Source organism: Streptomyces sp. NPDC002580 (assembly GCF_042889485.1).
Classification (GTDB): Bacteria; Actinomycetota; Actinomycetes; order Streptomycetales; family Streptomycetaceae; genus Streptomyces.
In genome coordinates, this window is the sequence record NZ_JBIAQZ010000001.1 from 1 (window position 1) to 23,736 (window position 23,736).

At 70.9% G+C, this 23,736-nt stretch carries 17 protein-coding genes, 2 rRNA genes and 1 pseudogene; 12 read left to right on the forward strand and 8 right to left on the reverse strand.

The genetic code is table 11. The features are described from left to right. Together ACFYW7_RS00005 and rrf are read left to right on the forward strand one after the other, a co-directional pair. Positions 1-1,030 (forward strand): 23S ribosomal RNA (locus tag ACFYW7_RS00005); the annotation flags it as partial. Between the two features lie 86 nt (positions 1,031-1,116). Continuing rightward, positions 1,117-1,233, forward strand: a 5S ribosomal RNA gene (gene rrf / locus ACFYW7_RS00010). Between the two features lie 132 nt (positions 1,234-1,365). Here the strand turns inward: rrf and ACFYW7_RS00015 are convergent. The 5 genes from ACFYW7_RS00015 to ACFYW7_RS00035 are packed head-to-tail and all read right to left on the reverse strand — an operon-like array spanning position 1,366 to position 6,922. Next, positions 1,366-2,676 carry a DUF58 domain-containing protein gene (locus ACFYW7_RS00015; RefSeq protein WP_389496647.1) on the reverse strand — a complete coding sequence of 437 codons (1,311 nt, stop codon included), beginning with the start codon at positions 2,674-2,676 and terminating at the stop codon, positions 1,366-1,368. Beyond that, positions 2,676-3,674 (reverse strand): AAA family ATPase, encoded by a 999-nt coding sequence (locus ACFYW7_RS00020; protein ID WP_389496649.1) that lies wholly within the window; start codon positions 3,672-3,674, stop codon positions 2,676-2,678. The genes ACFYW7_RS00015 and ACFYW7_RS00020 overlap by 1 nt, the downstream gene beginning before the upstream one ends. Continuing rightward, positions 3,674-4,870 (reverse strand): DUF4350 domain-containing protein, encoded by a 1,197-nt coding sequence (locus tag ACFYW7_RS00025; RefSeq protein ID WP_389496651.1) that lies wholly within the window; start codon positions 4,868-4,870, stop codon positions 3,674-3,676. The genes ACFYW7_RS00020 and ACFYW7_RS00025 overlap by 1 nt, the downstream gene beginning before the upstream one ends. Continuing rightward, entirely contained in the window at positions 4,867-5,601 is a 735-nt protein-coding gene (locus tag ACFYW7_RS00030) for a DUF4129 domain-containing protein (protein ID WP_389496653.1), read from the reverse strand. The genes ACFYW7_RS00025 and ACFYW7_RS00030 overlap by 4 nt, the downstream gene beginning before the upstream one ends. A gap of 4 nt (positions 5,602-5,605) precedes the next feature. Next, positions 5,606-6,922 (reverse strand): hypothetical protein, encoded by a 1,317-nt coding sequence (locus ACFYW7_RS00035; RefSeq protein WP_389496655.1) that lies wholly within the window; start codon positions 6,920-6,922, stop codon positions 5,606-5,608. 141 nt (positions 6,923-7,063) lie between these two features. Here ACFYW7_RS00035 and mtnA point away from each other — a divergent pair, with 141 nt between their 5' ends. The 7 genes and pseudogenes from mtnA to ACFYW7_RS00070 all read left to right on the forward strand — a co-directional run bounded on the left by mtnA (position 7,064) and on the right by ACFYW7_RS00070 (position 15,986). After that, positions 7,064-8,209, forward strand: coding sequence for an S-methyl-5-thioribose-1-phosphate isomerase (gene mtnA / locus ACFYW7_RS00040; RefSeq protein ID WP_389496657.1), 1,146 nt, complete (start codon positions 7,064-7,066; stop codon positions 8,207-8,209). 8 nt (positions 8,210-8,217) lie between these two features. Beyond that, positions 8,218-8,907, forward strand: a complete 690-nt coding sequence (gene mtrA, locus ACFYW7_RS00045) for a two-component system response regulator MtrA (RefSeq protein ID WP_192582811.1) — start codon at positions 8,218-8,220, stop codon at positions 8,905-8,907. Position 8,908: 1 nt separating this feature from the next. Then, positions 8,909-10,849, forward strand: a pseudogene (gene mtrB, locus ACFYW7_RS00050) (MtrAB system histidine kinase MtrB); the annotation flags it as partial. Positions 10,850-10,952: 103 nt separating this feature from the next. Further along, positions 10,953-12,809, forward strand: a complete 1,857-nt coding sequence (locus ACFYW7_RS00055; RefSeq protein ID WP_389496659.1) for an LpqB family beta-propeller domain-containing protein — start codon at positions 10,953-10,955, stop codon at positions 12,807-12,809. A 292-nt stretch (positions 12,810-13,101) separates the two neighbouring features. Beyond that, a complete protein-coding gene (locus ACFYW7_RS00060; protein ID WP_389496661.1) occupies positions 13,102-14,028 on the forward strand; it encodes a ComF family protein in 927 nt (308 codons plus the stop codon). Between the two features lie 314 nt (positions 14,029-14,342). Continuing rightward, positions 14,343-15,035 (forward strand): ribosome hibernation-promoting factor, HPF/YfiA family, encoded by a 693-nt coding sequence (hpf, locus tag ACFYW7_RS00065; RefSeq protein ID WP_389496662.1) that lies wholly within the window; start codon positions 14,343-14,345, stop codon positions 15,033-15,035. Positions 15,036-15,239: 204 nt separating this feature from the next. Then, on the forward strand, positions 15,240-15,986 hold the full coding sequence (locus tag ACFYW7_RS00070) for a response regulator (protein WP_389496663.1): 747 nt from the start codon (positions 15,240-15,242) through the stop codon (positions 15,984-15,986). A gap of 3 nt (positions 15,987-15,989) precedes the next feature. Here the strand turns inward: ACFYW7_RS00070 and ACFYW7_RS00075 are convergent, their stop codons facing one another. Next, positions 15,990-17,243, reverse strand: coding sequence for a winged helix-turn-helix domain-containing protein (locus ACFYW7_RS00075; RefSeq protein ID WP_389496665.1), 1,254 nt, complete (start codon positions 17,241-17,243; stop codon positions 15,990-15,992). Between the two features lie 249 nt (positions 17,244-17,492). Beyond that, on the reverse strand, positions 17,493-18,059 hold the full coding sequence (locus ACFYW7_RS00080; protein ID WP_389496667.1) for a GNAT family N-acetyltransferase: 567 nt from the start codon (positions 18,057-18,059) through the stop codon (positions 17,493-17,495). Between the two features lie 245 nt (positions 18,060-18,304). Here ACFYW7_RS00080 and secA point away from each other — a divergent pair, with 245 nt between their 5' ends. Next, positions 18,305-21,145 carry a preprotein translocase subunit SecA gene (gene secA / locus ACFYW7_RS00085; protein WP_389496669.1) on the forward strand — a complete coding sequence of 947 codons (2,841 nt, stop codon included), beginning with the start codon at positions 18,305-18,307 and terminating at the stop codon, positions 21,143-21,145. 182 nt (positions 21,146-21,327) lie between these two features. Here the strand turns inward: secA and ACFYW7_RS00090 are convergent, their stop codons facing one another. Further along, a complete protein-coding gene (locus ACFYW7_RS00090) occupies positions 21,328-21,594 on the reverse strand; it encodes an Rv3235 family protein (RefSeq protein WP_389496671.1) in 267 nt (88 codons plus the stop codon). An 876-nt stretch (positions 21,595-22,470) separates the two neighbouring features. Here ACFYW7_RS00090 and ACFYW7_RS00095 point away from each other — a divergent pair. Both ACFYW7_RS00095 and ACFYW7_RS00100 read left to right on the forward strand, forming a co-directional pair. Further along, the gene (locus ACFYW7_RS00095) at positions 22,471-22,986 is read left to right on the forward strand and encodes a DUF6912 family protein (protein ID WP_389496673.1); all 516 of its coding nucleotides are present in this window, start codon (positions 22,471-22,473) and stop codon (positions 22,984-22,986) included. Positions 22,987-23,042: 56 nt separating this feature from the next. Continuing rightward, complete coding sequence (locus ACFYW7_RS00100) at positions 23,043-23,708, forward strand: HAD family hydrolase (RefSeq protein ID WP_389496675.1); 666 nt, start codon at positions 23,043-23,045, stop codon at positions 23,706-23,708. Positions 23,709-23,736: the final 28 nt, after the last annotated feature.

The window sequence follows — 23,736 nt, forward strand, 5'->3', positions numbered from 1 at the left end:
TGGCGAAGCTGAGAACTTAAGCGCCAGTAAACGGCGGTGGTAACTATAACCATCCTAAGGTAGCGAAATTCCTTGTCGGGTAAGTTCCGACCTGCACGAATGGCGTAACGACTTCTCGACTGTCTCAACCATAGGCCCGGTGAAATTGCACTACGAGTAAAGATGCTCGTTTCGCGCAGCAGGACGGAAAGACCCCGGGACCTTTACTACAGTTTGATATTGGTGTTCGGTTCGGCTTGTGTAGGATAGGTGGGAGACTTTGAAGCGGCAGCGCCAGCTGTTGTGGAGTCGTCGTTGAAATACCACTCTGGTCGTGCTGGATGTCTAACCTGGGTCCGTGATCCGGATCAGGGACAGTGTCTGATGGGTAGTTTAACTGGGGCGGTTGCCTCCTAAAGAGTAACGGAGGCGCCCAAAGGTTCCCTCAGCCTGGTTGGTAATCAGGTGTTGAGTGTAAGTGCACAAGGGAGCTTGACTGTGAGACCGACGGGTCGAGCAGGGACGAAAGTCGGGACTAGTGATCCGGCGGTGGCTTGTGGAAGCGCCGTCGCTCAACGGATAAAAGGTACCCCGGGGATAACAGGCTGATCTTCCCCAAGAGTCCATATCGACGGGATGGTTTGGCACCTCGATGTCGGCTCGTCGCATCCTGGGGCTGGAGTCGGTCCCAAGGGTTGGGCTGTTCGCCCATTAAAGCGGTACGCGAGCTGGGTTTAGAACGTCGTGAGACAGTTCGGTCCCTATCCGCTGTGCGCGTAGGAATATTGAGAAGGGCTGTCCCTAGTACGAGAGGACCGGGACGGACGAACCTCTGGTGTGCCAGTTGTCCTGCCAAGGGCATGGCTGGTTGGCTACGTTCGGGAGGGATAACCGCTGAAAGCATCTAAGCGGGAAGCCTGCTTCGAGATGAGTATTCCCACCCCCTTTGAGGGGTTAAGGCTCCCAGTAGACGACTGGGTTGATAGGCCAGATCTGGAAGCCCGGCAACGGGTGGAGGTGACTGGTACTAATAGGCCGAGGGCTTGTCCTCAGTTGCTCGCGTCCACTGTGTTGGTTCTGAAACCACGAACAACCGTCGTAGCCATGCCACGGCTCCGGTTGACAGTTTCATAGTGTTTCGGTGGTCATAGCGTGAGGGAAACGCCCGGTTACATTCCGAACCCGGAAGCTAAGCCTCACAGCGCCGATGGTACTGCAGGGGGGACCCTGTGGGAGAGTAGGACGCCGCCGAACAAATTTTGAAGAAAACCCCCGTACCGGGAATCCGGTACGGGGGTTTTCTGCGTTCCAGGGTCCCTTTTTTTACGCCCCGTTCCCTCTTCGGAGGAGAGCGGGGCGTTTCTGTTTGCGCGTCCGTCTTCTGTCCTACAGGCGGCCCGCTGATTTCAGGGCCAGGTAGGCGTCCGCGAGAGCCGGCGCCAGGTCGTCCGGGGTCGCGTCGACGACCGTGACTCCGTGGCGTCGCAGTTGTCCGGCTGTGCGTTGACGCTCGGTCTCGGCCTGGGCGGCCGAAGCCGCCTCGTACACCGCGTCGGTGTCTCCACGGGCCGCGGCCATGCGCGCGATGTGCGGGTCCGACACCGATGCCAGCAGCACCGTATGGCGCTGGGTGAGGCTGGAGAGTACGGGGAGCAGACCCTCCTCGACGGGGGCGGCGTCGAGGCTCGTCAGGAGCACGATCAAGGAGCGCCTCGGGGCCGCACGCCGGGCCGTGGCGGTCAGACCACGGGCGTCCGTCTCGACGAGCTCCGGTTCCAGGCCGGCCATCGCGTTGACCAGGGACGGCAGGACGTCGCCTGCCGAGCGGCCCTGGACGAGGGCGCGTACCCGGCGGTCGTAGGCGAGGAGGTCCACGCGGTCACCGGCGCGGGAGGCCAGGGCGGCGAGCAGCAGGGCCGCGTCCATGGAGGCGTCGAGACGGGGGACGTCGCCGACGCGGCCCGCGGAGGTGCGGCCGGTGTCGAGGACCAGAAGGATGTGCCGGTCGCGCTCGGGACGCCAGGTGCGTACGGCGACCGTCGTCCGGCGGGCGGTGGCGCGCCAGTCGATGGACCGGGTGTCGTCGCCGGGGACGTACTCGCGCAGGCTGTCGAACTCCGTGCCCTCACCGCGTGTCAGCACGCTGGTGCGGCCGTCGAGTTCGCGGAGCCGGGCCAGTTTGGACGGCAGGTGCTTCCGGCTGGTGAAGGGGGGCAGGACACGCACGGTCCAGGGGACCTTGTGGCCGCCCTGACGGGAGAACAGGCCGAGGGGGCCGTACGAGCGGATGGTGACGCGGTCGGCCCGACGGTCGCCGCGGCGGGTCGGGCGCAGACGGATCGTCAGACGGCGGCGTTCGCCGGCGGGGACCCTCAGGTGCTGCCGGGAGGCGGTGACCTCGGTTCCGGGTTCCCAACTGCTCGGTGGCCAGGCGTCGCGAAGGTGCGCGCGCAGAGGACGGCCCGAGGGATTGGTGACGGTGAGGGTGACGTCCGCGGACTCGCCGAGACGTACCGAGGTGTCGCCGGACCGGGTCAGGCCGAGGCGCCGTACGGGAGCCGCCAGGGCGGCGTCGCAGGCGCAGGCCAGGGCCAGGGGGGCGTTCACGGCGAGGATGCCCGTCCAGCTCGGTCCCCAGATGCCGACGGGAAGGGCTCCCAGGGCCGCCAGCAGGGCGGCGCGTCCGGTGAGGGCCATCAGCGGGGGACGGGGACGTGGGAGAGGATCGCGGTGATGACGGAGTCGGCCGTGACGCCCTCCATCTCGGCTTCGGGGCGGAGTTGGACGCGGTGGCGCAGGGCCGGCAGCGCGAGCGCCTTCACGTCGTCGGGGATGACGTAGTCACGGCCGGTCAGCCAGGCCCAGGCGCGGGCCGTGGCGAGGAGGGCGGTCGCGCCGCGCGGGGAGACGCCGAGGTTGAGGGACGGCGACTCGCGGGTGGCGCGGCAGATGTCGACGACGTAGGCGGCGATCTCGGGGGAGACCGCCGTCTTGGCGACCGCGGCGCGGGCGGCTTCGAGGTCGGCGCGGCCGGCGACGGGGCGCAGGCCGGCGGCGCGCAGGTCGCGGGGGTTGAAGCCCTCGGCGTGCCGGGTGAGGACGTCGATCTCGTCCTGGCGGGAGGGCAGAGGGATCGTCAGCTTGAGCAGGAAGCGGTCCAGTTGGGCCTCGGGCAGGGGGTACGTGCCCTCGTACTCGACCGGGTTCTGGGTCGCGGCGACCAGGAAGGGTTCGGGGAGCGGCCGGGGTGTGCCGTCGACCGTGACCTGACGTTCCTCCATCGCCTCCAGCAGCGACGACTGGGTCTTGGGAGGCGTGCGGTTGATCTCGTCGGCGAGCAGCAGGTTGGTGAACACCGGGCCGGGCTGGAACGAGAACTCGGCGGTCCGGGCGTCGTAGACGAGGGAGCCGGTGATGTCGCTCGGCATGAGGTCGGGGGTGAACTGGACACGCTTGGTGTCGAGTTCCAGCGCGGACGCGAGCGCGCGGACGAGCAGCGTCTTGGCCACTCCGGGGACTCCTTCGAGGAGGACGTGTCCACGGCAGAGGAGGGCGACGACCAGTCCGGTCACGGCGGGGTCCTGGCCGACCACGGCTTTGGCGATCTCCGTGCGCAGGGCTTCCAGGGAGGAGCGGGCGGTGCCTTCATCCCCGGAGTACCCGGCGTACTCGGTGTTGTCAGTGGTCGGGTCCATCATGAAATGCGTACCTCTCTTTCGAGGGCGTCGAGTTGGTCGGCGAGGGAGACGAGGGCCGCGTCGTCGCGGGGCGGCGGCCCGAAGAGCAGCGGGAGCAGGGCCTGGCCGTCGCCGTCGAGGCGGGCGGCCAGGGCGGGGAGCAGGGTTTCGGGCGCGTGCGCCTGAGTGGGGGGCACACCGATGAGGGGGGCGAGGCGGGTGCGGGTGGTGGAGCGCAGACCCGCGGCGGCGCGGTCGCGGGCGTTGGCCTTGCGGTAGAGGCGTGCTCGGCCCTCGGCGGTCTCGGAGGCGCGGATCGCGACGGGAAGGCGCTCGGGTACGAGGGGCCCCATGCGACGCGCGCGCCAGAGGGCGGCCACGAGTGCCGCGATGAAGAGCTGCAGTGTGCCCCAGAGCCAGCCCGAGGGCAGCAGGTCGAGGAAGCTCTGGTCGCCCTCGTCGGCGGCCGAGTCGTCGGAGAGCGAGGGGAGGTACCAGACCAGGTGGGAGCGGGAGCCGAGGAGTTGGAGGGCGAGCGAGGCGTTGCCCTGCTCGTCGAGACGGTCGTTGTAGAGGATGTCGGGGGCGCCGAGGACGACGGTGTCGCCGCTTCCGGAGGGCGCCGGTATGCGAAGCAGTGTGGGGAGGTCGTCGCTGGGGTAGCAGGCGTCGGTGCCAGGGACGGTGGTGGTGTAGCGGATGCCGCCCGTGTCGGCGCTGCCCGCTCGACGGGCGGCCGGCAGGGTGCAGTCGGGGGAGAGCGTCGAGTCGAAGCTGACCGCCGGGTCGGCGGTGACTCCGGGGGCCAGAGTGCCGATGGAGGGCGCCTTGGGGGAGACCAGGACCGTACGTCCGCCGGAGGTCCGCGTCGCTGTCCTCAGGAGCGTCTGCTGACGGCCGGTCAGCAGGTCGGGGACGGCGATCAGCACGGTGGTGTCGGGGCCGGCCGCGTCGCGGGCCTGGTCGAGCGTGGTGACCACGCGCGTGGAGACCCCCTGGTCGGCGAGGAGTTCGGCGACGGCCCGGCTGCCGTAGGGGTCGGCGGAGCGGGGGTCGAGGCGGCCGTGCCGGGCGTCCGAGCGGACCGCGGCCATCACGACGGCGGCCACCAGGAGGAGGACGAGCGCGAGGACGAGGCCGCGCGCTCGGGTCCACGACTGGCGGGCGGTGGGCGAGGCCGAGGTGGAGGCGGAGGTGAGGGTGGCCCCGGTCATGAGGCGGCCCCTCGGCGGCTGCCGTGGGCGCTGCCCGCGAGTACGGGCCTGGTGCGCTCGAGGTCCCGGTCGAGGTCGGTGAGGCGCTGGTACGCGCGCGGGTCGCCGGGCCGGCCGCCGTACGTGACGTCGTCGAAGTCCCGTGCCGCGGCGACCAGTCGGTCCGCGTGGGAGGGCAGGGTGCGGCCGGCCTCCGCGCCGGCCTCGTCGGCTGTGCGGCCGGGGCGCGGATCGAGCAGCGCGCGTTCCTCCAGGGAACGGACGATGGCGCGCATCCGCTCCTGGACGGCCTGGTTCCAATGGCCCTGGGCCGCGTGGGCCTCGGCGGTGGCGCGGTGTTCGGCCGCGCTCTTCGGACGGTCGTCGAAGAGGGTGGCGGACGAGGCCGGGGCGCGGTGCGGAGTGCCCAGACGCCACCACAGGGCGGCCACGACGCCCACCACGAAGAGGAGGACGACGAGGAGTCCGAGCGTTCCGCCGGGTGTCGAGGCGGAGGCGGCGCCGAACAGCCTGTCGACCCAGTCCCAGAAGGCGTTCAGGGCGCGCTGGACCGGGCTGGGATCGTTCTCGTGGTACATCCGTCTGGCCAGCTCGCGCCTGGCCGCCTCCCGCGCGGGGTCGCGCGGAACCGTCACCGGTGGTCCGTCGCCGCGCGACAGCGCCGCGACGAGTGTGGTGCCGGTGTGCGGTCCCGCGAGCACCGCCGTGAGGACTCCCCCCGCCCCGTTCACCGCATCAGCTCCCCGGTGTGGTGCCGGAGGCCCCGGTGCCGTGGCTCTGCAGGCCCGCGGCCCGGGCCAGGTCGAGGTCGAGCGCCTCGCGTCGGATGCGCTGGTCGATGTACAGGAGCACGGTGACGCCCGCGGTGATCGGGAACGTGATCGTGGATCCGATCACCGAGCCGACACCGCTGACGATCAGGAAGGCCCAGCCGACGTCGCCGGTGCCGTCGAGCATGCCGGTGAGGCCGTCGCCGCTCAGTGCCGCGGCGATGACGGCGAAGGGGATCACGATGATCGCGGCCACGATGTAGGTGATGATCGCGGCGAGCCCCTGGATGCCGGCCACCCGCCACCAGGACCCGCGCACGAGCTTCGCGGAGCGGCTCATCGACTTCAGGATGCTCTGCTTCTCCAGCATCAGGGCGGGGGAGGCGAGCGAGAAGCGGACCAGCAGCCACACGGTGGCGACGAAGCCGACGAGTCCGCCGAGGACGGAGAGCGCGAAACCGGCCTCACCCGAGCCGGAGACCGCCACGAGCAGACCGGGGAGGGTGCCGATGCCGATGACCACGAGGGCGATGAGGGGCAGCAGGAACGTCAGGCCGAACAGCTTCGCCAGCTGGGGGCGGGCGTCCCGCCATGCCTCGCGCGTGGCCACCGGCTTGCCGAGCACCGCGCGGCTGGTCACCGACGTGAGCAGGGCCGTGGCGACGATGGTGCCGAGCAGGGTGATCAGCAGGACGACACCGGAGCTCAGCAACGAGTCACCGAGGGCCCGGCTCAGCTCGCCGACGGTCGCGCTCGGGTCGTTGAGGGCCTCGGTGTCGGTGTGGTCGTTCAGGACGAAGCCCTGGAGCAGGACGACGGCGATCTCCGTGACGACGGCGACGGCCAGCGAGATGCCGAGGACCGTGCGCCAGTAGACGCGCATGGTCGAGACCGCGCCGTCGAGGATCTCGCCGACGCCGAGCGGGCGCAGCGGGATGACGCCTGGCTTGGCCGCGGGCGGCGGTCCGCCCCAGTGGCCGCCCCAACCCGCGGGTCCGCCGTGACCAGGGCCGCCGTAGCCGGGGCCTCCCCAGCCGCCGGGTGGACCGCCCCAGCCCGGGCCGGGCGGCGCCGGGGGCGCGGGTGGTGGGGCCTGGTCGGGAGCCTGGGTGCCCGGGGCGGACCACTGGCGGGGCGGAGGCTGCTCCTTGGACCACTTCGAGATCTGTCCGGGTTGGTCCGATCCGTCCGGGCCGGCGGGCTGCGGAGGGACGGAGGAGCCCGGCTCCTGTCCGTCGGAGGGGGCGGATCCGGGCGAGGCCCAGCCCGGAGTGTCGTTCATCGTCGCTCCTTCACGGTGCCCGTTCCGCGGTCGCGGCGGCAGGTTGGACGCCATCGTGCCACGGTGTGCGCGGCGGGGTCCCGGCCCCCGCATGGGCTGCACACCTTCAATTGTCCGCCGGGTAAGGGGCAGACTGGGCGGATGGCTGATCACTACGCGCAAACCCGCGAGGACAGCGGGCCGACGGAGATACCCGCGATCCGCTGGCACGAGCCTCCGGAAGGCCCCGTGCTGGTCCTTCTCGATCAGACGCGGCTTCCGGCCGAGGAGGTCGAGCTGGTGTGCACCGACGCGCCCGCCCTGGTGGAGGCGATCCGCACCCTCGCCGTACGAGGCGCGCCGCTGCTCGGGATCGCGGGGGCGTACGGCGTCGCGCTCGCCGCCGTACGCGGCTTCGACGTGGACGAGGCCGCCCTCGCGCTGGCCGGTGCCCGGCCGACCGCCGTGAACCTCGGGGTCGGGGTGCGCAGGGCTCAGGCGGCCTACCGGGCGGTGCTCTCCGTGAGCGGCGATCAGGAGGCGGCCGCCGCGGCGGCGCTCGCCGCGGCACGCGAGCTGCACCGGGAGGACGCCGAGGCCAGCGCGCGGATGGCCGTGCACGGGCTGGCGCTGCTCGACGAGCTGCTGCCGGGCGGCGGACACCGGGTGCTCACGCACTGCAACACCGGGGCGCTGGTCTCCGGGGGAGAGGGCACGGCGTTCGCCGTGGCGCTCGCGGCGCATCGGGCGGGGCAGCTGAGGCGGCTGTGGGTGGACGAGACGCGGCCATTGCTCCAGGGCGCCCGCCTGACGGCGTACGAGGCGGCCCGCAACGGGATGGCCTACACCCTGCTCACCGACAACGCGGCGGGCTCGCTGTTCGCCGCGGGCGAGGTGGACGCGGTGCTGATCGGGGCCGACCGCATCGCGGCCGACGGTTCGGTGGCGAACAAGGTGGGGAGCTATCCGCTCGCGGTGCTGGCCAGGTACCACCACGTGCCGTTCGTCGTCGTGGCGCCGGTGACGACGATCGACCTGGACACGCCCGACGCCGCATCCATCGAGGTCGAGCAACGCGCGAGTCATGAAGTGACGGAGATCACAGCACCGCAGGTGCCGGTGGTGGGGGTCGAGGCGGGAGGCGGTATACCTGTGGCACCCCTGGGGACCCAGGCGTACAACCCGGCGTTCGATGTGACGCCGCCGGAGTTGATCACGGCGATCGTCACCGAAGAGGGCGTTGTTTCGCCCGTGACGGCTGAGGCTCTCGCCGAGCTGTGTGACTTGTCACGCCAGGTAACGATTTAGTTAATGGGATGATGTCGTTTATGAAGGGACGAGTCCTTGTCGTCGATGACGACACCGCACTGGCCGAGATGCTCGGCATTGTGCTGCGTGGTGAAGGTTTTGAGCCGTCTTTCGTAGCCGACGGCGACAAGGCGCTGGCCGCTTTCCGCGATGCCAAGCCCGATCTGGTGCTCCTGGACCTGATGCTGCCCGGACGGGACGGCATCGAGGTATGCCGCCTGATCAGGGCGGAGTCCGGGGTGCCGATCGTGATGCTCACGGCGAAGAGCGACACCGTCGATGTCGTGGTCGGCCTCGAGTCGGGCGCCGACGACTACATCGTGAAGCCGTTCAAGCCAAAGGAGCTGGTGGCTCGGATCAGGGCGCGGCTGCGCCGTTCGGAGGAGCCGGCGCCCGAACAGCTGTCGATCGGGGACCTCGTCATCGACGTCGCCGGTCACTCTGTGAAACGGGAGGGCATGTCGATCGCGCTGACGCCGCTCGAGTTCGACCTGCTGGTCGCGCTCGCGCGCAAGCCCTGGCAGGTGTTCACGCGTGAGGTCCTGCTGGAGCAGGTGTGGGGCTACCGGCACGCGGCGGACACGCGGCTGGTCAACGTCCACGTCCAGCGGCTGCGCTCCAAGGTCGAGAAGGACCCGGAGCGTCCGGAGATCGTGGTGACCGTCCGAGGCGTCGGGTACAAGGCAGGGCCGAGCTGACATGTCACGGGACAGTGCCGCTTCGGCGCCCGCTGAGCAGGGGGAACGTCCGGGGCGGCCTGTCGGCCGGAAGATGACGGGCTCTCGCTGGGAACAGTTCTTCGAGGGAGGGCTGTTCCAGGGCGGAGTCCAGGGCAGCCCGGTGTTCCGGCTGCTCATACGCTGGGTGCGCCGTCCGCTGCTGCCGGTGATGCGGCTGTGGCGGCGCAACATCCAGCTCAAGATCGTCGTGACCACCCTGCTGATGTCGCTCGGTGTCGTGCTGCTGCTCGGCTTCGTCGTCATCGGACAGGTGCGCAACGGTCTGCTCGACGCCAAGGTGAAGGCCTCGCAGAGCCAGGCCACCGGAGGCTTCGGGGTGGCCAAGACGAACGCCGACTCGTACGCGGCGGATCACGGCGACAACGGTCCGGCCGTCGACAGCCGGTCGTCGAAGAACGTCAGCCAGTGGATGACGGACCTCGTCGTGTCCCTGTCCAGTGGTGGGCAGGGCGCGTTCGACGTGGCGACGCTCAGCGCCTCGGGCGCCGGCAGCGGCGGTCTCGCGCCGCGGGGGTCGAACCAGGTCGACCCGGCGGCGAGCGTCCCCGAGAACCTTCGCGCCCGCGTCGACAGGAGCACGGCGGCGGCGCAGAGCTACACCCGTGTCGTCTACAAGGACGGCAAGGAGTCCCAGCCGGCGCTCGTCATCGGCAAACAGGTCAGCGACCCCAACGGGGACGCGTACCAGCTCTACTACCTCTTCCCGCTCACGCAGGAGGAGAAGTCGCTGAGCCTGGTCAAGGGCACGCTCGCGACGGCCGGACTGTTCGTCGTGGTGCTCCTCGGGGCGATCGCCTGGCTCGTGGTGCGCCAGGTCGTGACGCCGGTACGGATGGCGGCCGGCATCGCCGAGCGGCTCTCCGCCGGGCGTCTCCAGGAACGCATGAAGGTCACCGGCGAGGACGACATCGCCCGTCTCGGGGAGGCCTTCAACAAGATGGCGCAGAACCTCCAGCTGAAGATCCAGCAGTTGGAGGACCTGTCGCGGATGCAGCGCCGGTTCGTGTCGGACGTGTCGCACGAGCTGCGTACCCCGTTGACGACCGTGCGGATGGCGGCCGATGTCATCCACGACGCGCGCGTCGACTTCGACCCGGTGACCGCGCGGTCGGCCGAACTCCTCGCCGATCAGCTCGACCGGTTCGAGACACTGCTCGCCGACCTGCTGGAGATCAGCCGGTTCGACGCGGGCGCGGCGGCGCTGGAGGCCGACGCCATCGACCTCAGGGAAGTCGTACGACGGGTGGTCGGCGGAGCCGAGCCGCTCGCCGAGCGCAAGGGCACGCGCATACGCGTCATGGGCGACCAGCAGCCGTTGATCGCCGAGGCGGACGGCCGGCGCGTCGAACGGGTGCTGCGCAACCTCGTCGTCAACGCCGTCGAGCACGGCGAGGGCAGGGACGTCGTCGTCAAGCTCGCCGCGGCGGGCGGAGCCGTCGCCATCGCGGTCCGCGACTACGGCGTCGGGCTCAAGCCCGGCGAGGCGACCCGGGTGTTCAGCCGCTTCTGGCGGGCCGACCCGGCGCGGGCGCGCACCACGGGCGGCACGGGCCTCGGCCTGTCCATCGCCCTGGAGGACGCGCGGCTGCACGGCGGCTGGCTCCAGGCCTGGGGCGAGCCGGGCGGCGGTTCGCAGTTCCGGCTGACCCTGCCGCGGACGGCCGACGAGCCGCTCAGGGGATCGCCGATACCGCTGGAACCCAGGGACTCCCGGCGCAACCGCGGACTCGACGACGCCGGTCTGCCGCACGCCGGCGGTGCCAAGCTCGCCACGGTGCCCGTGCAGTCCGGGGCGGCGTCGGGTTCTATACCGCCGCCCGGGCAGATGACCCCGCGACTGGCCGGGGCGTCCCCCACGGCCGATCCGACGGCGTTGCCGGGCAACGGCGCGCGTGTGGTGCCCCGGCCCGCCGGGACGTTGCGCCGCCAGGAGGAGACATCCGGCAGCGGCCGGGAACAGACTGCGCGGGGGCAGGACGGCGACACGCCGGAGGAGCTCGGACATGGGGAGGCATTTCGTGGGCGCTGACCGCGGGGGGAACGGCGTCCGCGGACGCCGCACGGTGCGCCTCACGGCCTATGCGGGCTGCTCGGTCCTGCTGCTGGCGGGGTGCGCCTCGATGCCGGACAGCGGGGATCTGCGGGGCGTCGAATCCACGCCGCGCCAGGACTCGCACGTCCGCGTCTACGCCGTGCCGCCGCCTCAAGGCGCCTCGGCGGCGGAGATCGTGCAGGGCTTCCTCGAGGCCCTGACCAGTGACGACGCGAAGTACGAGACGGCCGGCAAGTACCTCACCGACAACGCCCGCAAGGTGTGGGACCCGTACCGTTCCACGACCGTCCTCGCGGACGCGCCGAACTCCGTCCCGATGTCCTCCGAGAAGGACGGCGGCCGGGACGTGCTGTTCCGGCTGAGCGGCAGCAAGGTCGCCACGGTGGACGGCCGGCACGCGTACGATCCGGGCTCCGGCGCGTACAGCGGGTCGGTGCACCTCACCAGGCTCAAGAGCAACAAGCAGTGGCGCATCGACGGACTGCCGCAGGGCGTGGTGATGGGCACGTCCGACTTCCGGCGCAACTACGTGTCCGTCAACAAGTACTTCTACGCGTCGAACGGGGAGGCCGGCACCGGCCGCCCGCTGAGCACCGTCGCCGACCCGGTGTTCGTCCGCGCGCAGGTGGATCCGATGACGCAGATCGTGCGCGCGCTCCTGAAGGGGCCCACGAGCTGGCTGGGCCCGGTGGTCAGGTCGAGCTTCCCCTCGGGCACCGACCTGAAGAGCAGCGACGTGTCGTTGTCGCCGGACGACCGCAACCGGGTGACGGTGCCGCTGAACGCGAAGGCCGACCGTGTCGGGCACACCAAGTGCACGCAGATGGCGGCCCAGCTCCTGCTCACCCTTCAGGACCTGACCCCGACCGGCGTCGACGAGGTGGAGCTCCAGAAGTCGGACGGTTCGCAGCTGTGCGTCCTGGACAAGGACCAGGCCGAGGGCGTCGCCGGGCAGGGTACGGGCCGGCCGCCGGGGAACCAGTACTTCATCGATCATGACCAGCGGCTCGTACGGCTGACCGGCGGCGCCGGGGACAAGAATCCCGAGCCGGTGCCCGGCGCGCTGGGCGAGGGCGCCAAGAAACTGCGGGCGGCCGCGGTGTCGCGCGACGAGGACAGTGCGGCGGGGGTCTCGGCCGACGGCCGGAACCTGTACGTCGGGTCCCTGGTGTCGGGCGGTTCGCTGGGCGAGCCGGTGGTGCGGAGCGAGGGCGGGACGGCCGACGACCGGCTGACCACGCCCAGCTGGGACGCGCGCGGGGATCTCTGGGTGGCCGACCGCGACCCGAAGCAGCCCCGGCTGCTTCTGCTGCGGAAGGGCGCGGGCGAGCCCGTCGTCGTCGAGGCGCCGCAGATCGACGGGCGGGTCGAGGCGGTGCGGGTGGCCGCCGACGGGGTGCGGATCGCGCTGATCGTCGAGAAGGACGGCCACAGCTCGCTGCAGATCGGGCGCATCGAGCGGTCCCGCTCCGACGAGCCGTACGGCGCGGCCATCGTGGAACCGCGATCAGTGGCACCCCAGTTGGAGGAGGTCACGGCCATGTCCTGGGCCGGGGACAACCGGCTCGTGGTCGTCGGCAGCGAGAAGGGCGGCGTGCAGCAGATGCGGTACGTCCAGGTCGACGGGTCCACCCCGCTGGGCTCCTCGCCCTCCGCGCTGGCCAACGTCAAGGAGATCGCCGCGGCCGAGGACGAGCAGCTGCCGCTGGTGGCGCACTCCGAGACGGACGGGATCGTGCGGCTGTCGGCGGGCGAGCAGTGGCAGAAGGTGGTCCAGGACGGGACGGCGCCGGTCTACGCCGGTTAGCGCGGCGTGTTCCTCCGTCGGCGGGCCCCTCCGGATTCCGGAGGGGCCCGCCGACGTGTCCGGGGTCCCGCGCGGTAGGGCCGGACACGGCCGGACACGCGTCCAGGGCGAGGACCGTGGCCGGCCCGCGCGCCCACCCGCCGGCGTCGCCCCTCCCCGGCCGCCCCGTCCCTGCTGCCACGGTTCTGCCGCCGGGCCTTCTCGCCGCCCGCGTCCAGCCGCTCCGGAGTTGTCCACAGGGGGTTTTCCACAGGGGTGGCCGCGCCGCCATCGGGTGGGCACAGTGGTGGCCATGCGGGGGTGGTGGCGGGACCTCACGGATCTGGTGCTGCCGGCCGAGTGCGGAGGCTGCGGAAGGCCTCGCGCGGTGCTCTGCCCGGAGTGCCGTGCCGCCCTGAGCGGGGCCGCTCCGTGCCGCGTGCGACCGGTGCCCGAGCCGACGGGGCTGCCAGCGGTGCACGCGGCGGCTCCCTACGCGGACGAGGTGCGGGCCGCGCTCCTCGCCCACAAGGAACGGGGTGCGCTGGCACTGGCGACACCCCTGGGAACGGCCCTCGCGGGGGCTGTACGAGCGGCTCTGGCACCGGTGCGACGTCCCGCACCGACGGGGCGGCCCGTGGCTTCGCGGGGGCCGCTGAGGCTCGGGAAGGGGGAAACGCGGGGCGACCGATGGGGGTCGGACGGCGGGGGTACCGGGGTCGGGGGACCGGTCGGACCGTACGGGCCCGTGCTGCTCGTCCCCGTGCCGTCGGCGCGGTGGGCGGTGAGGGCGCGCGGCCACGATCCGGCGCGGCGGATCGCGCTCGCGGCGGCGGGCGAACTGAGGCGCACCGGAACGCCGGCCCGGGTGCTGGGCGTCCTGCGGCAGCGGCGTGCCGTCGCCGACCAGTCCGGGCTGAACTCCCGGCAGCGGCTGGACAACATGGCGGGTGCCCTGGAGGTCGTCGCCGGGGGCGGGCGGCTGCTGGCCGAAGGGGGCCGGGTCGTGCTGGTCGACGACCTGATGACGACGGGTGCGTCGTTGACGGAGGCGGCGCGGGCCGTGCGGGCAGCCCGGTCGGGCGCGTCCGCGATGTGGTGGACGGGTGAGAGGACGGAACGGGAGGAGGTGGAGTGGCGAATCGTGGGTAGGGACGAGGCCGGAGGAACAAGCGGCGACGCGGTCTGCTCGGCCGTGGTCGCGGCACCTTCGAATGCTTTCGAAATAAACCGGAACTGACCGATGACTTGCATCGTTGCAGGTAATGAGTGGGTCAATTCACCTGAACGGAGGTACGACTCAGTAGAGGGTGACGCCATCCGTCCGGGCGAGATATGTTCGGTTGTGAGGCAATGGCGCAGGCCGTGTCTCTCACATCCGACTGCCGGTCCGCGGGTTTCAGCAATCACCCGCATCGGTGGGGTGGAGATCTTGTCCTTGGGGCAGGAGGAGGTGAAAGTCACCGAGTCCGAGGTTCCGGTGCTCACCGGGACCTGGTGCAAAAGGGAGATGCTCCGCCAGTGGAGCGGGGCTATCCGGGAACGGAGTTCTGCGTGGACATCGTCGTCAAGGGCCGCAAGACCGAGGTGCCCGAGCGGTTCCGCAAGCACGTGGCCGAGAAGCTGAAGCTGGAGAAGATCCAGAAGCTCGATGGCAAGGTGATCAGCCTCGACGTCGAGGTGTCCAAGGAGCCCAACCCCCGGCAGGCCGACCGCAGTGACCGAGTGGAGATCACGCTCCACTCCCGCGGACCGGTGATCCGGGCGGAGGCAGCGGCAAGCGACGCGTATGCAGCACTCGACCTGGCCGCCGACAAGCTCGAGGCCCGGCTGCGCAAGCAGCACGACAAGCGTTACACCCGCCGTGGCAACGGCAGGATCTCGGCGGCGGAGGTCGCCGACCGGGTCCCGGGTGCCGCGACCCTGAACGGCGACGGCAGCGTCGTCCACGACGAAGAGCCGGACGCCGTCCCCACCAAGAAGATCGGCTCTCTGGAGATCATGGGCGAAGGCCCCTGCGTCGTCCGCGAGAAGACCCATGTGGCGGCACCGATGACGCTCGACCAGGCGCTCTACGAAATGGAGCTGGTCGGGCACGACTTCTACCTCTTCGTCGACTCCGAGACGAAGGAACCCAGTGTCGTCTACCGGCGGCACGCCTACGACTACGGCGTCATCCACCTCAACACGGACCCGATGGTCACCCAGGGCGGAGCGGACGCGCCGGGCGGCGCGCTCGGCGGTTGACCGTCCCCGGTGACAGCTGAGCCGGTGCCCCTGGAGCGCGAGTGCGCCCCCAGGGGCACCGGTGTGCGACCACTTCACGCCCCGCGATGTCAGCGCGCTGCGGTCCCGGCATGGAATCATGGCCGCACCGGCCAACCGGCGGGCCGTTGACTTGGGTTGGCGATGGCACGGAAAGACAGGCCACGGCCTTCAGGGGGAGGAACGATGGCGGACAGCTTCGGACCGATGCGTCGCGGTGACGCCGACGACGGCGTCGTCGCCACCGGCCCGGACGCGGACTCTGCGCGTGAGGAACCCATCAGGGTCCTGGTCGTGGACGACCACGCGCTCTTCCGCCGGGGGCTGGAGATCGTACTCGCGGCCGAGGAGGACATCCAGGTCGTCGGCGAGGCGGGGGACGGGGCGGAGGCGGTCGACAAGGCCGCCGACCTGCTGCCCGACATCGTGCTGATGGACGTAAGGATGCCCAAGCGCGGCGGTATCGAGGCGTGCACCTCCATCAAGGAGGTGGCCCCCAGCGCGAAGATCATCATGCTGACGATCAGCGACGAGGAGGCCGACCTCTACGACGCGATCAAGGCGGGGGCGACCGGATATCTCCTCAAGGAGATCTCCACGGACGAGGTGGCCACGGCCATTCGCGCGGTCGCCGACGGACAGTCCCAGATCAGCCCCTCGATGGCGTCGAAACTCCTCACCGAGTTCAAATCGATGATCCAGCGGACGGACGAGCGTCGGCTGGTACCCGCGCCCCGGCTCACCGAGCGTGAGCTGGAGGTCCTCAAACTCGTGGCCACGGGGATGAACAACCGCGATATCGCCAAGGAACTGTTCATCTCCGAGAACACCGTGAAGAACCACGTCCGCAACATCCTGGAGAAATTGCAGCTGCACTCCCGGATGGAGGCCGTGGTGTACGCGATGCGGGAGAAGATCCTCGAGATTCGCTAGGCGTCACCCGAGGACGCGGAGGAGTTCGCCCACGAGCGGCGCGCGCAGTTCCGGGGCGTCCACCCGCTCGACCCGCACCTCCGTGCAGTCCACCCAGCTCGCGGCCTCCGCCAGGGCCTGAGCCACCGCCGGGACCGCCTTCGCGCCGTCCAGGGTGACCTGCTTGGCGACCAGCGTGCGGCCCTCCCGGGCCGGGTCCACCCGGCCGACGAGCCGGCCGCCGGCGAGGACCGGCATCGCGAAGTAGCCGTGGATCCGCTTCGGCTTGGGTGTGTACGCCTCCAGGCGGTGGGTGAAACCGAAGATCCGCTCCGTGCGTGCCCGCTCCCAGATGAGGGAGTCGAAGGGCGACAGGAGTGTCGTGCGGTGACGGCCGCGCGGAACCGTCTCCAGGGCCGCCGGGTCGGCCCACGCGTCCCCCGCCGGTCTTCCGCCGAGGCTCCGCGCCCCGCCCTTCCCGACGGCCGGCCTGCCCCAGCCCTCCACCGTCACCGGGACCAGGCCCGAGTCCGCGATCACCGCGTCGACCTGCTCGCCCCTCAGGCGGTGGTAGTCGGCGATGTCCGCGCGGGTGCCGACCCCGAGGGACCGGCCGGCGAGGCGGACGAGACGGCGCAGGCACTCCGCGTCGTCCAGGTCGTCGTGCAGCAACGGCTTCGGGACGGCGCGCTCCGCGAGGTCGTAGACCCGCTTCCAGCCGCGCCGTTCCACGCACACCACCTCGCCGTACATCAGCGCGCGCTCGACGGCGACCTTGGTGCCAGACCAGTCCCACCACTCGCTGGTCTTCTTCGCCCCGCCCAAGTCCGTGGCCGTGAGGGGGCCTTCGGCGCGCAGCTGCTTGACGACCTGGTCGTAGGCGCCGTCGGGCAGCTCGTGGTTCCAGTGCGGCCGGGCGCGGTAGGCGCGGCGGCGGAACGCGAAGTGGGGCCACTCCTCCACGGGCAGGATGCAGGCCGCGTGGGACCAGTACTCGAAGGCGTGCGGAGCCGGAGGAGCGTCGGCGGACGGTGCCGGGGTCCAGTACGCCTGCTCGACCGCCTTGCGGCCGACGGCGCCGAGGCGGGCGTACGGAATGAGTTCGTGCGACCGGGCGAGGACGGAGATGGTGTCGAGCTGGACCGCGCCGAGGTGTCGCAGGACTCCGCGGACGCCGCCCTTGCGGTCCGGGGCGCCCAGGAACCCCTGGGCCCGCAGGGCGATGCGGCGGGCTTCGTCCGAGGAGAGTTCGGTGGTGGGACGCGGGAGACTCGTCATGCCCACACGTTAGGCGGTGCCACTGACAGCGGGGCCCGCCCGGCGACCGGGCCGACCGGCCGGGTGCGTGAGGGGGCGGGGCGGCCTGGCGCGTGACCGGGCGGGACTACCGGACGCGGTGAGCGAGTCCTGCGACGGGTTCGACGACGGGCCGGCGACGAGTCCGACGGTCGAGCCTGGCGGCGGGGTCCGGGGATCGGCCGCCTCGACGCTGCCCGATGGCCGTGTCCGGTGGCCGTGCCCGTCGCCTCACCTGGCCGGCAGGTACGGCGCCGTGGACGGCAGGCCCAGGTCCGACGGGAGCAGCGAACCCACCCAGCAGTCCCTGCGTACGCCCTTGTTGTTGATGGCGGCGCGGAGCGTCCCCTCCATGGTGAAGCCGGCGCGTTCCGCGACCGCGCGGGAACCGGCGTTGCCGACTTCGGCACGCCATTCCACCCGGTCGACGGCCAAGTCGATGAAGGCCCAGCGTGAGGCCGCGACGGTGGCCTCGGCGATGTAGCCGTTGCCGCGGTGCTCCTTCGTCGCCCAGAAGCCGACCTCGCCCACGCCCAGGGAACGCATGGTGATCGACAGCATGCCCACCAGCGCCCCGGAGGGCAGGAAGACGCCGAAGGCGAAGGCCGAACCGTCCGCCCAGCCCTCGGGCACGATCTGGTGGGTGAAGCCGGTGGCGTGCTCCCGCAGATAGGGCGACGGGATCGTGGTCCAGCGCTGGATCTCGGGGTCCTGGGCGGCCTCGTGGACGGCGTCGGTGTCGTCCGCCCCCACTACGCGCAGGACGAGACGTTCGGTGGTCAGCGTGACGGGGTCCATCGGCCGATTCTGCTCGGGCACGGGGAAGGACGCCATTCCTTTGCCGTGAGTGAGGGGTTCGCTACTTTTCGCAGTGCGGGCGCGGCACCTTCGGCATCCCCGGTCCGTTGTCCTAGTGGCTGTCACGGGCAGACCTCCCGGCGCGGTGTGGTCCTCGCTTACGATGGCCGTTGCTCAAGCTGTGATTTGAAACTGCCATTTGAAACCGACCGTCCCAGGCCCGACCGGCAAGGAGACAAACCCCCGTGTCCGTCCTCTCGAAGATCATGCGTGCAGGCGAAGGCAAGATCCTGCGCAAACTGCACCGCATCGCGGACCAGGTCAACTCCATCGAAGAGGACTTCGTCGACCTCTCCGACGCCGAGCTGAGGGCCCTCACCGATGAGTACAAGCAGCGGTACGCCGACGGCGAGAGCCTCGACGACCTGCTGCCCGAGGCTTTCGCCACCGTCCGCGAGGGGGCCAAGCGCGCCCTTGGCCAGCGTCACTACGACGTGCAGATCATGGGTGGTGCCGCGCTGCACCTCGGCTATGTCGCGGAGATGAAGACCGGTGAGGGCAAGACCCTCGTCGGAACCCTGCCCGCTTATCTGAACGCCCTCTCCGGAGCCGGCGTCCACCTCATCACGGTCAACGACTACCTGGCCGAGCGCGACTCCGAAATGATGGGCCGCGTCCACAAGTTCCTCGGGCTCGAGGTCGGCTGCATCCTCGCGAACATGACTCCGGCCCAGCGCCGCGAGATGTACGCGTGCGACATCACCTACGGCACGAACAACGAGTTCGGCTTCGACTATCTGCGCGACAACATGGCGTGGTCCCAGGACGAGCTCGTCCAGCGCGGCCACAACTTCGCGATCGTCGACGAGGTCGACTCCATCCTCGTCGACGAGGCCCGTACGCCGCTGATCATCTCGGGTCCGGCCGACCAGGCCACCAAGTGGTACGGCGACTTCGCGAAGCTGGTCACCCGCCTCAAGCAGGGCGAGCCCGGCAACCCCTTGAAGGGCATCGAGGAGACCGGCGACTACGAGGTCGACGAGAAGAAGCGCACCGTCGCCATCCACGAGCCCGGCGTCGCCAAGGTCGAGGACTGGCTGGGCATCGACAACCTCTACGAGTCGGTGAACACCCCGCTCGTCGGTTACCTGAACAACGCCATCAAGGCCAAGGAACTGTTCAAGAAGGACAAGGACTACGTCGTCATCGACGGCGAAGTCATGATCGTCGACGAGCACACCGGCCGTATCCTCGCCGGCCGCCGCTACAACGAGGGCATGCACCAGGCGATCGAGGCGAAGGAAGGGGTGGACATCAAGGACGAGAACCAGACGCTCGCCACGATCACCCTGCAGAACTTCTTCCGCCTCTACAAGCGTCACGACCAGCAGGGCAAGGAGAGGCCGGGCCTCTCCGGCATGACCGGTACGGCGATGACCGAGGCCGCCGAGTTCCACCAGATCTACAAGCTCGGCGTCGTCCCGATCCCGACCAACCGGCCGATGGTCCGCAAGGACCAGTCCGACCTCATCTACCGCACCGAGGTCGCGAAGTTCGAGGCGGTCGTCGACGACATCGTCGAGAAGCACGAGAAGGGCCAGCCGATCCTCGTCGGTACGACGTCGGTCGAGAAGTCCGAGTACCTCTCGCAGCAGCTCTCCAAGCGCGGTGTCCAGCACGAGGTGCTGAACGCCAAGCAGCACGACCGGGAGGCGCCGATCATCGCGCAGGCCGGTCGCAGGGGCGCCGTCACCGTCGCCACCAACATGGCCGGCCGCGGTACCGACATCAAGCTCGGCGGGAACCCGGACGACCTCGCGGAGGCGGAGCTGCGTCAGCGCGGCCTCGACCCCGAGGAGCACATCGAGGAATGGGCGGCCGCGCTGCCCGCCGCCCTCGAGAGGGCCGAGCGGTCGGTCAAGGCGGAGTTCGAGGAGGTCAAGGATCTCGGCGGGCTCTACGTCCTCGGCACCGAGCGCCACGAGTCGCGCCGCATCGACAACCAGCTGCGCGGGCGCAGCGGCCGTCAGGGAGACCCGGGCGAGTCCCGCTTCTACCTCTCCCTGGGCGACGACCTGATGCGCCTCTTCAAGGCGCAGATGGTCGAGCGCGTCATGTCGATGGCGAACGTGCCGGACGACGTGCCGATCGAGAACAAGATGGTCACGCGTGCCATCGCCTCCGCCCAGTCGCAGGTCGAGCAGCAGAACTTCGAGACCCGCAAGAACGTCCTGAAGTACGACGAGGTGCTCAACCGGCAGCGCGAGGTCATCTACGGCGAGCGCCGCCGCGTCCTGGAGGGCGAGGACCTCCAGGAGCAGATCCAGCACTTCATGGACGACACCATCGACGCCTACATCGCGGCCGAGACCGCCGAGGGCTTCGCCGAGGAGTGGGACCTCGACCGGCTGTGGGGCGCGTTCAAGCAGCTCTACCCGGTGAAGGTCACCGTCGACGAGATGGAGGAGGCCGTCGGCGACCGTGCGGGTCTGACCGCCGAGTTCATCTCCGAGTCCATCAAGGACGACATCCACGACCAGTACGCGGCCCGCGAGGAGCAGCTCGGCTCCGAGATCATGCGCGAGCTGGAGCGCCGCGTCGTGCTGTCGGTCCTGGACCGCAAGTGGCGCGAGCACCTCTACGAGATGGACTACCTCCAGGAGGGCATCGGCCTGCGCGCGATGGCCCAGAAGGACCCGCTCGTGGAGTACCAGCGCGAGGGCTTCGACATGTTCAGCGCCATGATGGACGGCATCAAGGAGGAGTCCGTCGGCTACCTGTTCAACCTGGAGGTCCAGGTCGAGCAGCAGGTCGAGGAGGTCCCGGTCGAGGACTCCGCGCCGTCCCTCACCAAGCGGGACGCCGTTCCCGCGGGCGGTGTGCGGCCCGAGATCCGTGCCAAGGGGCTCGACGCCCCGCAGCGCCCGGACCGGCTGCACTTCTCCGCGCCGACCGTCGACGGTGAGGGCGGCATCGTCGAGGGCGACTTCGCCAACGACGACGAGCCCTACCGCTCCGAGGCGGACGGCCTCACCCGCGCGGAGCGCCGCAAGCAGCAGAAGGGCGTGCGTCGGCGCAAGAAGTAGTGCGTGAGGTCGCGGGCGGTCGGTGACCGCCGCCGCGCGCGACCGGTGACACACGCTGAAGGGGCCGGACACCTGGTGGTGTCCGGCCCCTTCGCGTTCGCCGACGGGCGACGGTCACGGCTGTGGCATCACGGCTGTGGCATCACGGGCGTGGCATCACGGGCGTGGGATCCAGCCGGCGGTCAGCTGACCGCCTGGGGCATGCGGGGGCCGCCGAGTTCGACGGCGGTGCAGCGCCAGCGGAGGTCGGGCCCTTGCTCCAGCCGGAAGGCCATGGCGCGGACCTGGTCGCCGGCACCGATGCGGGCGAAGGCCTCGACGGCGCCGGGGCGGGCCACGTAGTAGCCGATGTCCCGGATGACGGGACGGGTCCCGCGGGCACGGAGGGGGCCCCGTTCGGCGAGCCAGGCCAGCTCGTCGTACGCGCGGCCCGCCGTGTGGCGCAGCATGCAGTGGACGGGACGCGCGCCGCTCAGGACGGCCAGCAGACGTTCGGCGAAGACGTCGGTGGGCCGGGGCTGGGGAGCGGGCCTCCGAGGCGCCTCCGAGGCCCGCCCCGAGGGCAGGGAGCCGCCGCGCGCGGCGGCCCGGAGCCGGCTCGCGTCCGGCGCCGCGGTCTCGGGTCCCCGGGACGGGCGTCCCGGGGACCCGAGACCGGAGGTCCGTGCGGGCGCCGTGCCGCCGGTGACCGGTGCCGCGGGCGACGGGCTTCCCGCCGTCGACGGACGGCCCGCGCTCGGTGCGGGTGCGGTTCCCGACGCGGGCCGGCCCGATGCCGGTGCGGGGGCCGGGCGGCCCGGTGCGGGGGCCTGCGGCGACGCGGTCGTGCCGCCCCGCGGGGGACTGCCGCCCGGGGACCTGACGGGGGTGCCCGGGCCCGGTGTGCGGGGTGGCGTGCCACCGGGGCGGCGGGAGTCCTGGCGGCCGGGCGGACGGGTGCCGGGGTGGCGCCTCGTCCTGGTCATCACCTTGTTCATGCGCAGTCCCCACTCGTCTTCGTCGGGCCGATCGATACCGCTCGGTAACTTTCGTGTCGGGGATCTTGTACGAGGCGCGGGCGGGCCCCCGCAAGGACGCCGGGAGCGCGCCGCGGGAGCCGGAGAGTTCACCTATCAGGGTTGCCGGGAGGGGCGGAGCCCTTGCGGGGGAAGGGGCGTACCGGGTGAATCGGGGGCCCGGGGTGGACGCCGCGGAGGGCGCGGCCGGGGACTCGAAAGGGGACGCCCGCACGTATCCTGAAGGCCCTCCCCGGAGGCGCGGGACCGCCCTCCCCGGAGCGCTCGGACCACGAACCCTCGGAGCCCCGACTACGAAAGCGGCCAGCCATGCGCGTCTACGTCCCCCTGACCCTCTCCGGTCTCGCCGAGGCGTACAAGACGGGAGAGCTGGAGGCGGGACCGTTCGTCGCGTACGCGGTGACGCCCGCCCTGCGCGAGTGGTACCTCTCCGACGACATCGAGGAGCTGGAGTACGCGGCGCTGAGCCGCGCCGCGCTGGCCTCGCTGCGGCTCCTGGCGGTCGATCCGGAGGCCGTACGGCGCCGGGTCGTCGTGGCGGTGGACGTTCCGGACCGGGCCGCGGTCGCCGATCCGGACCGCGGGCTCGACCCCGCGTCCCTCGGCGAGGTGCGGGTCTCCCAGGCGGTGCCGCTGGCCAAGGCGGCCGCCGTGCACGTCGACGCGGACGACGCGGAGGCCGACGTGACCGCCGCCGCCGCGGCGCTGGGCGCGGCCGACGCCGGGGACGACGACGCCCAGTTCGTCGTCGACGGGGCCGAGGACCACGTACTGCTGTGGTTCGCGACGCAGGAGATCCCCCACCTGGTCGGGCTCGGGGAGTGACCGCCTGTTCCCCGGCGTGACGAGGCGCTGTCGGTGGTGGCGGGTATTTTCTTGGTATGGGGAAGCAAGGAAACGCTCACATCGTGTGGGACTGGAACGGCACGCTGTTCCACGACAATGCCGCGATCATCGGGGCGACGAACGCGGCCTTCGCCGAACTGGGGCTCGAGCCGCTCACGCTGGAGCGGTACCGGGCGCTGTACTGCGTGCCCGTGCCGAAGTTCTACGAGCGGCTGATGGGACGGCTGCCCACGGACGCTGAGTGGCGGGTCATGGACGACACCTTCCACCGGTACTACGCCGAGCACCGCAGGGCGTGCGGGCTCACCACGGGCGTGCCCGCGCTGCTCGCCGGGTGGGAGGCGGGGGGCCGCAGCCAGTCCATCCTGAGCATGTACGTGCACGAGGAGCTGGTCCCGCTGGTGCGGGGCTTCGGCATAGAGCCCCACTTCGTCCGTGTCGACGGGCGGTCGGGGCCCTCCGGCGGCAGCAAGGCCGAGCACATGGTGCGGCATCTCGGAGCGCTCGCGGGTGTCGAGCCCTCCCGCGTCGTGGTGATCGGCGACGCGGCGGACGACGCGGTCGCCGCACGGCACGTCGGGGCCGGGGCGGTCCTCTACACCGGGGGTTCCCACAGCCGCGCCAGCCTGGAGCGGGTCGGCGTGCCCGTGGTGGACAGCCTGGAGGAGGCGGTCGAGGAGGCCGAGCGGCTGGCGGCCTGAGACCGGCCAGGGGAGCCCCGGAGCGCGG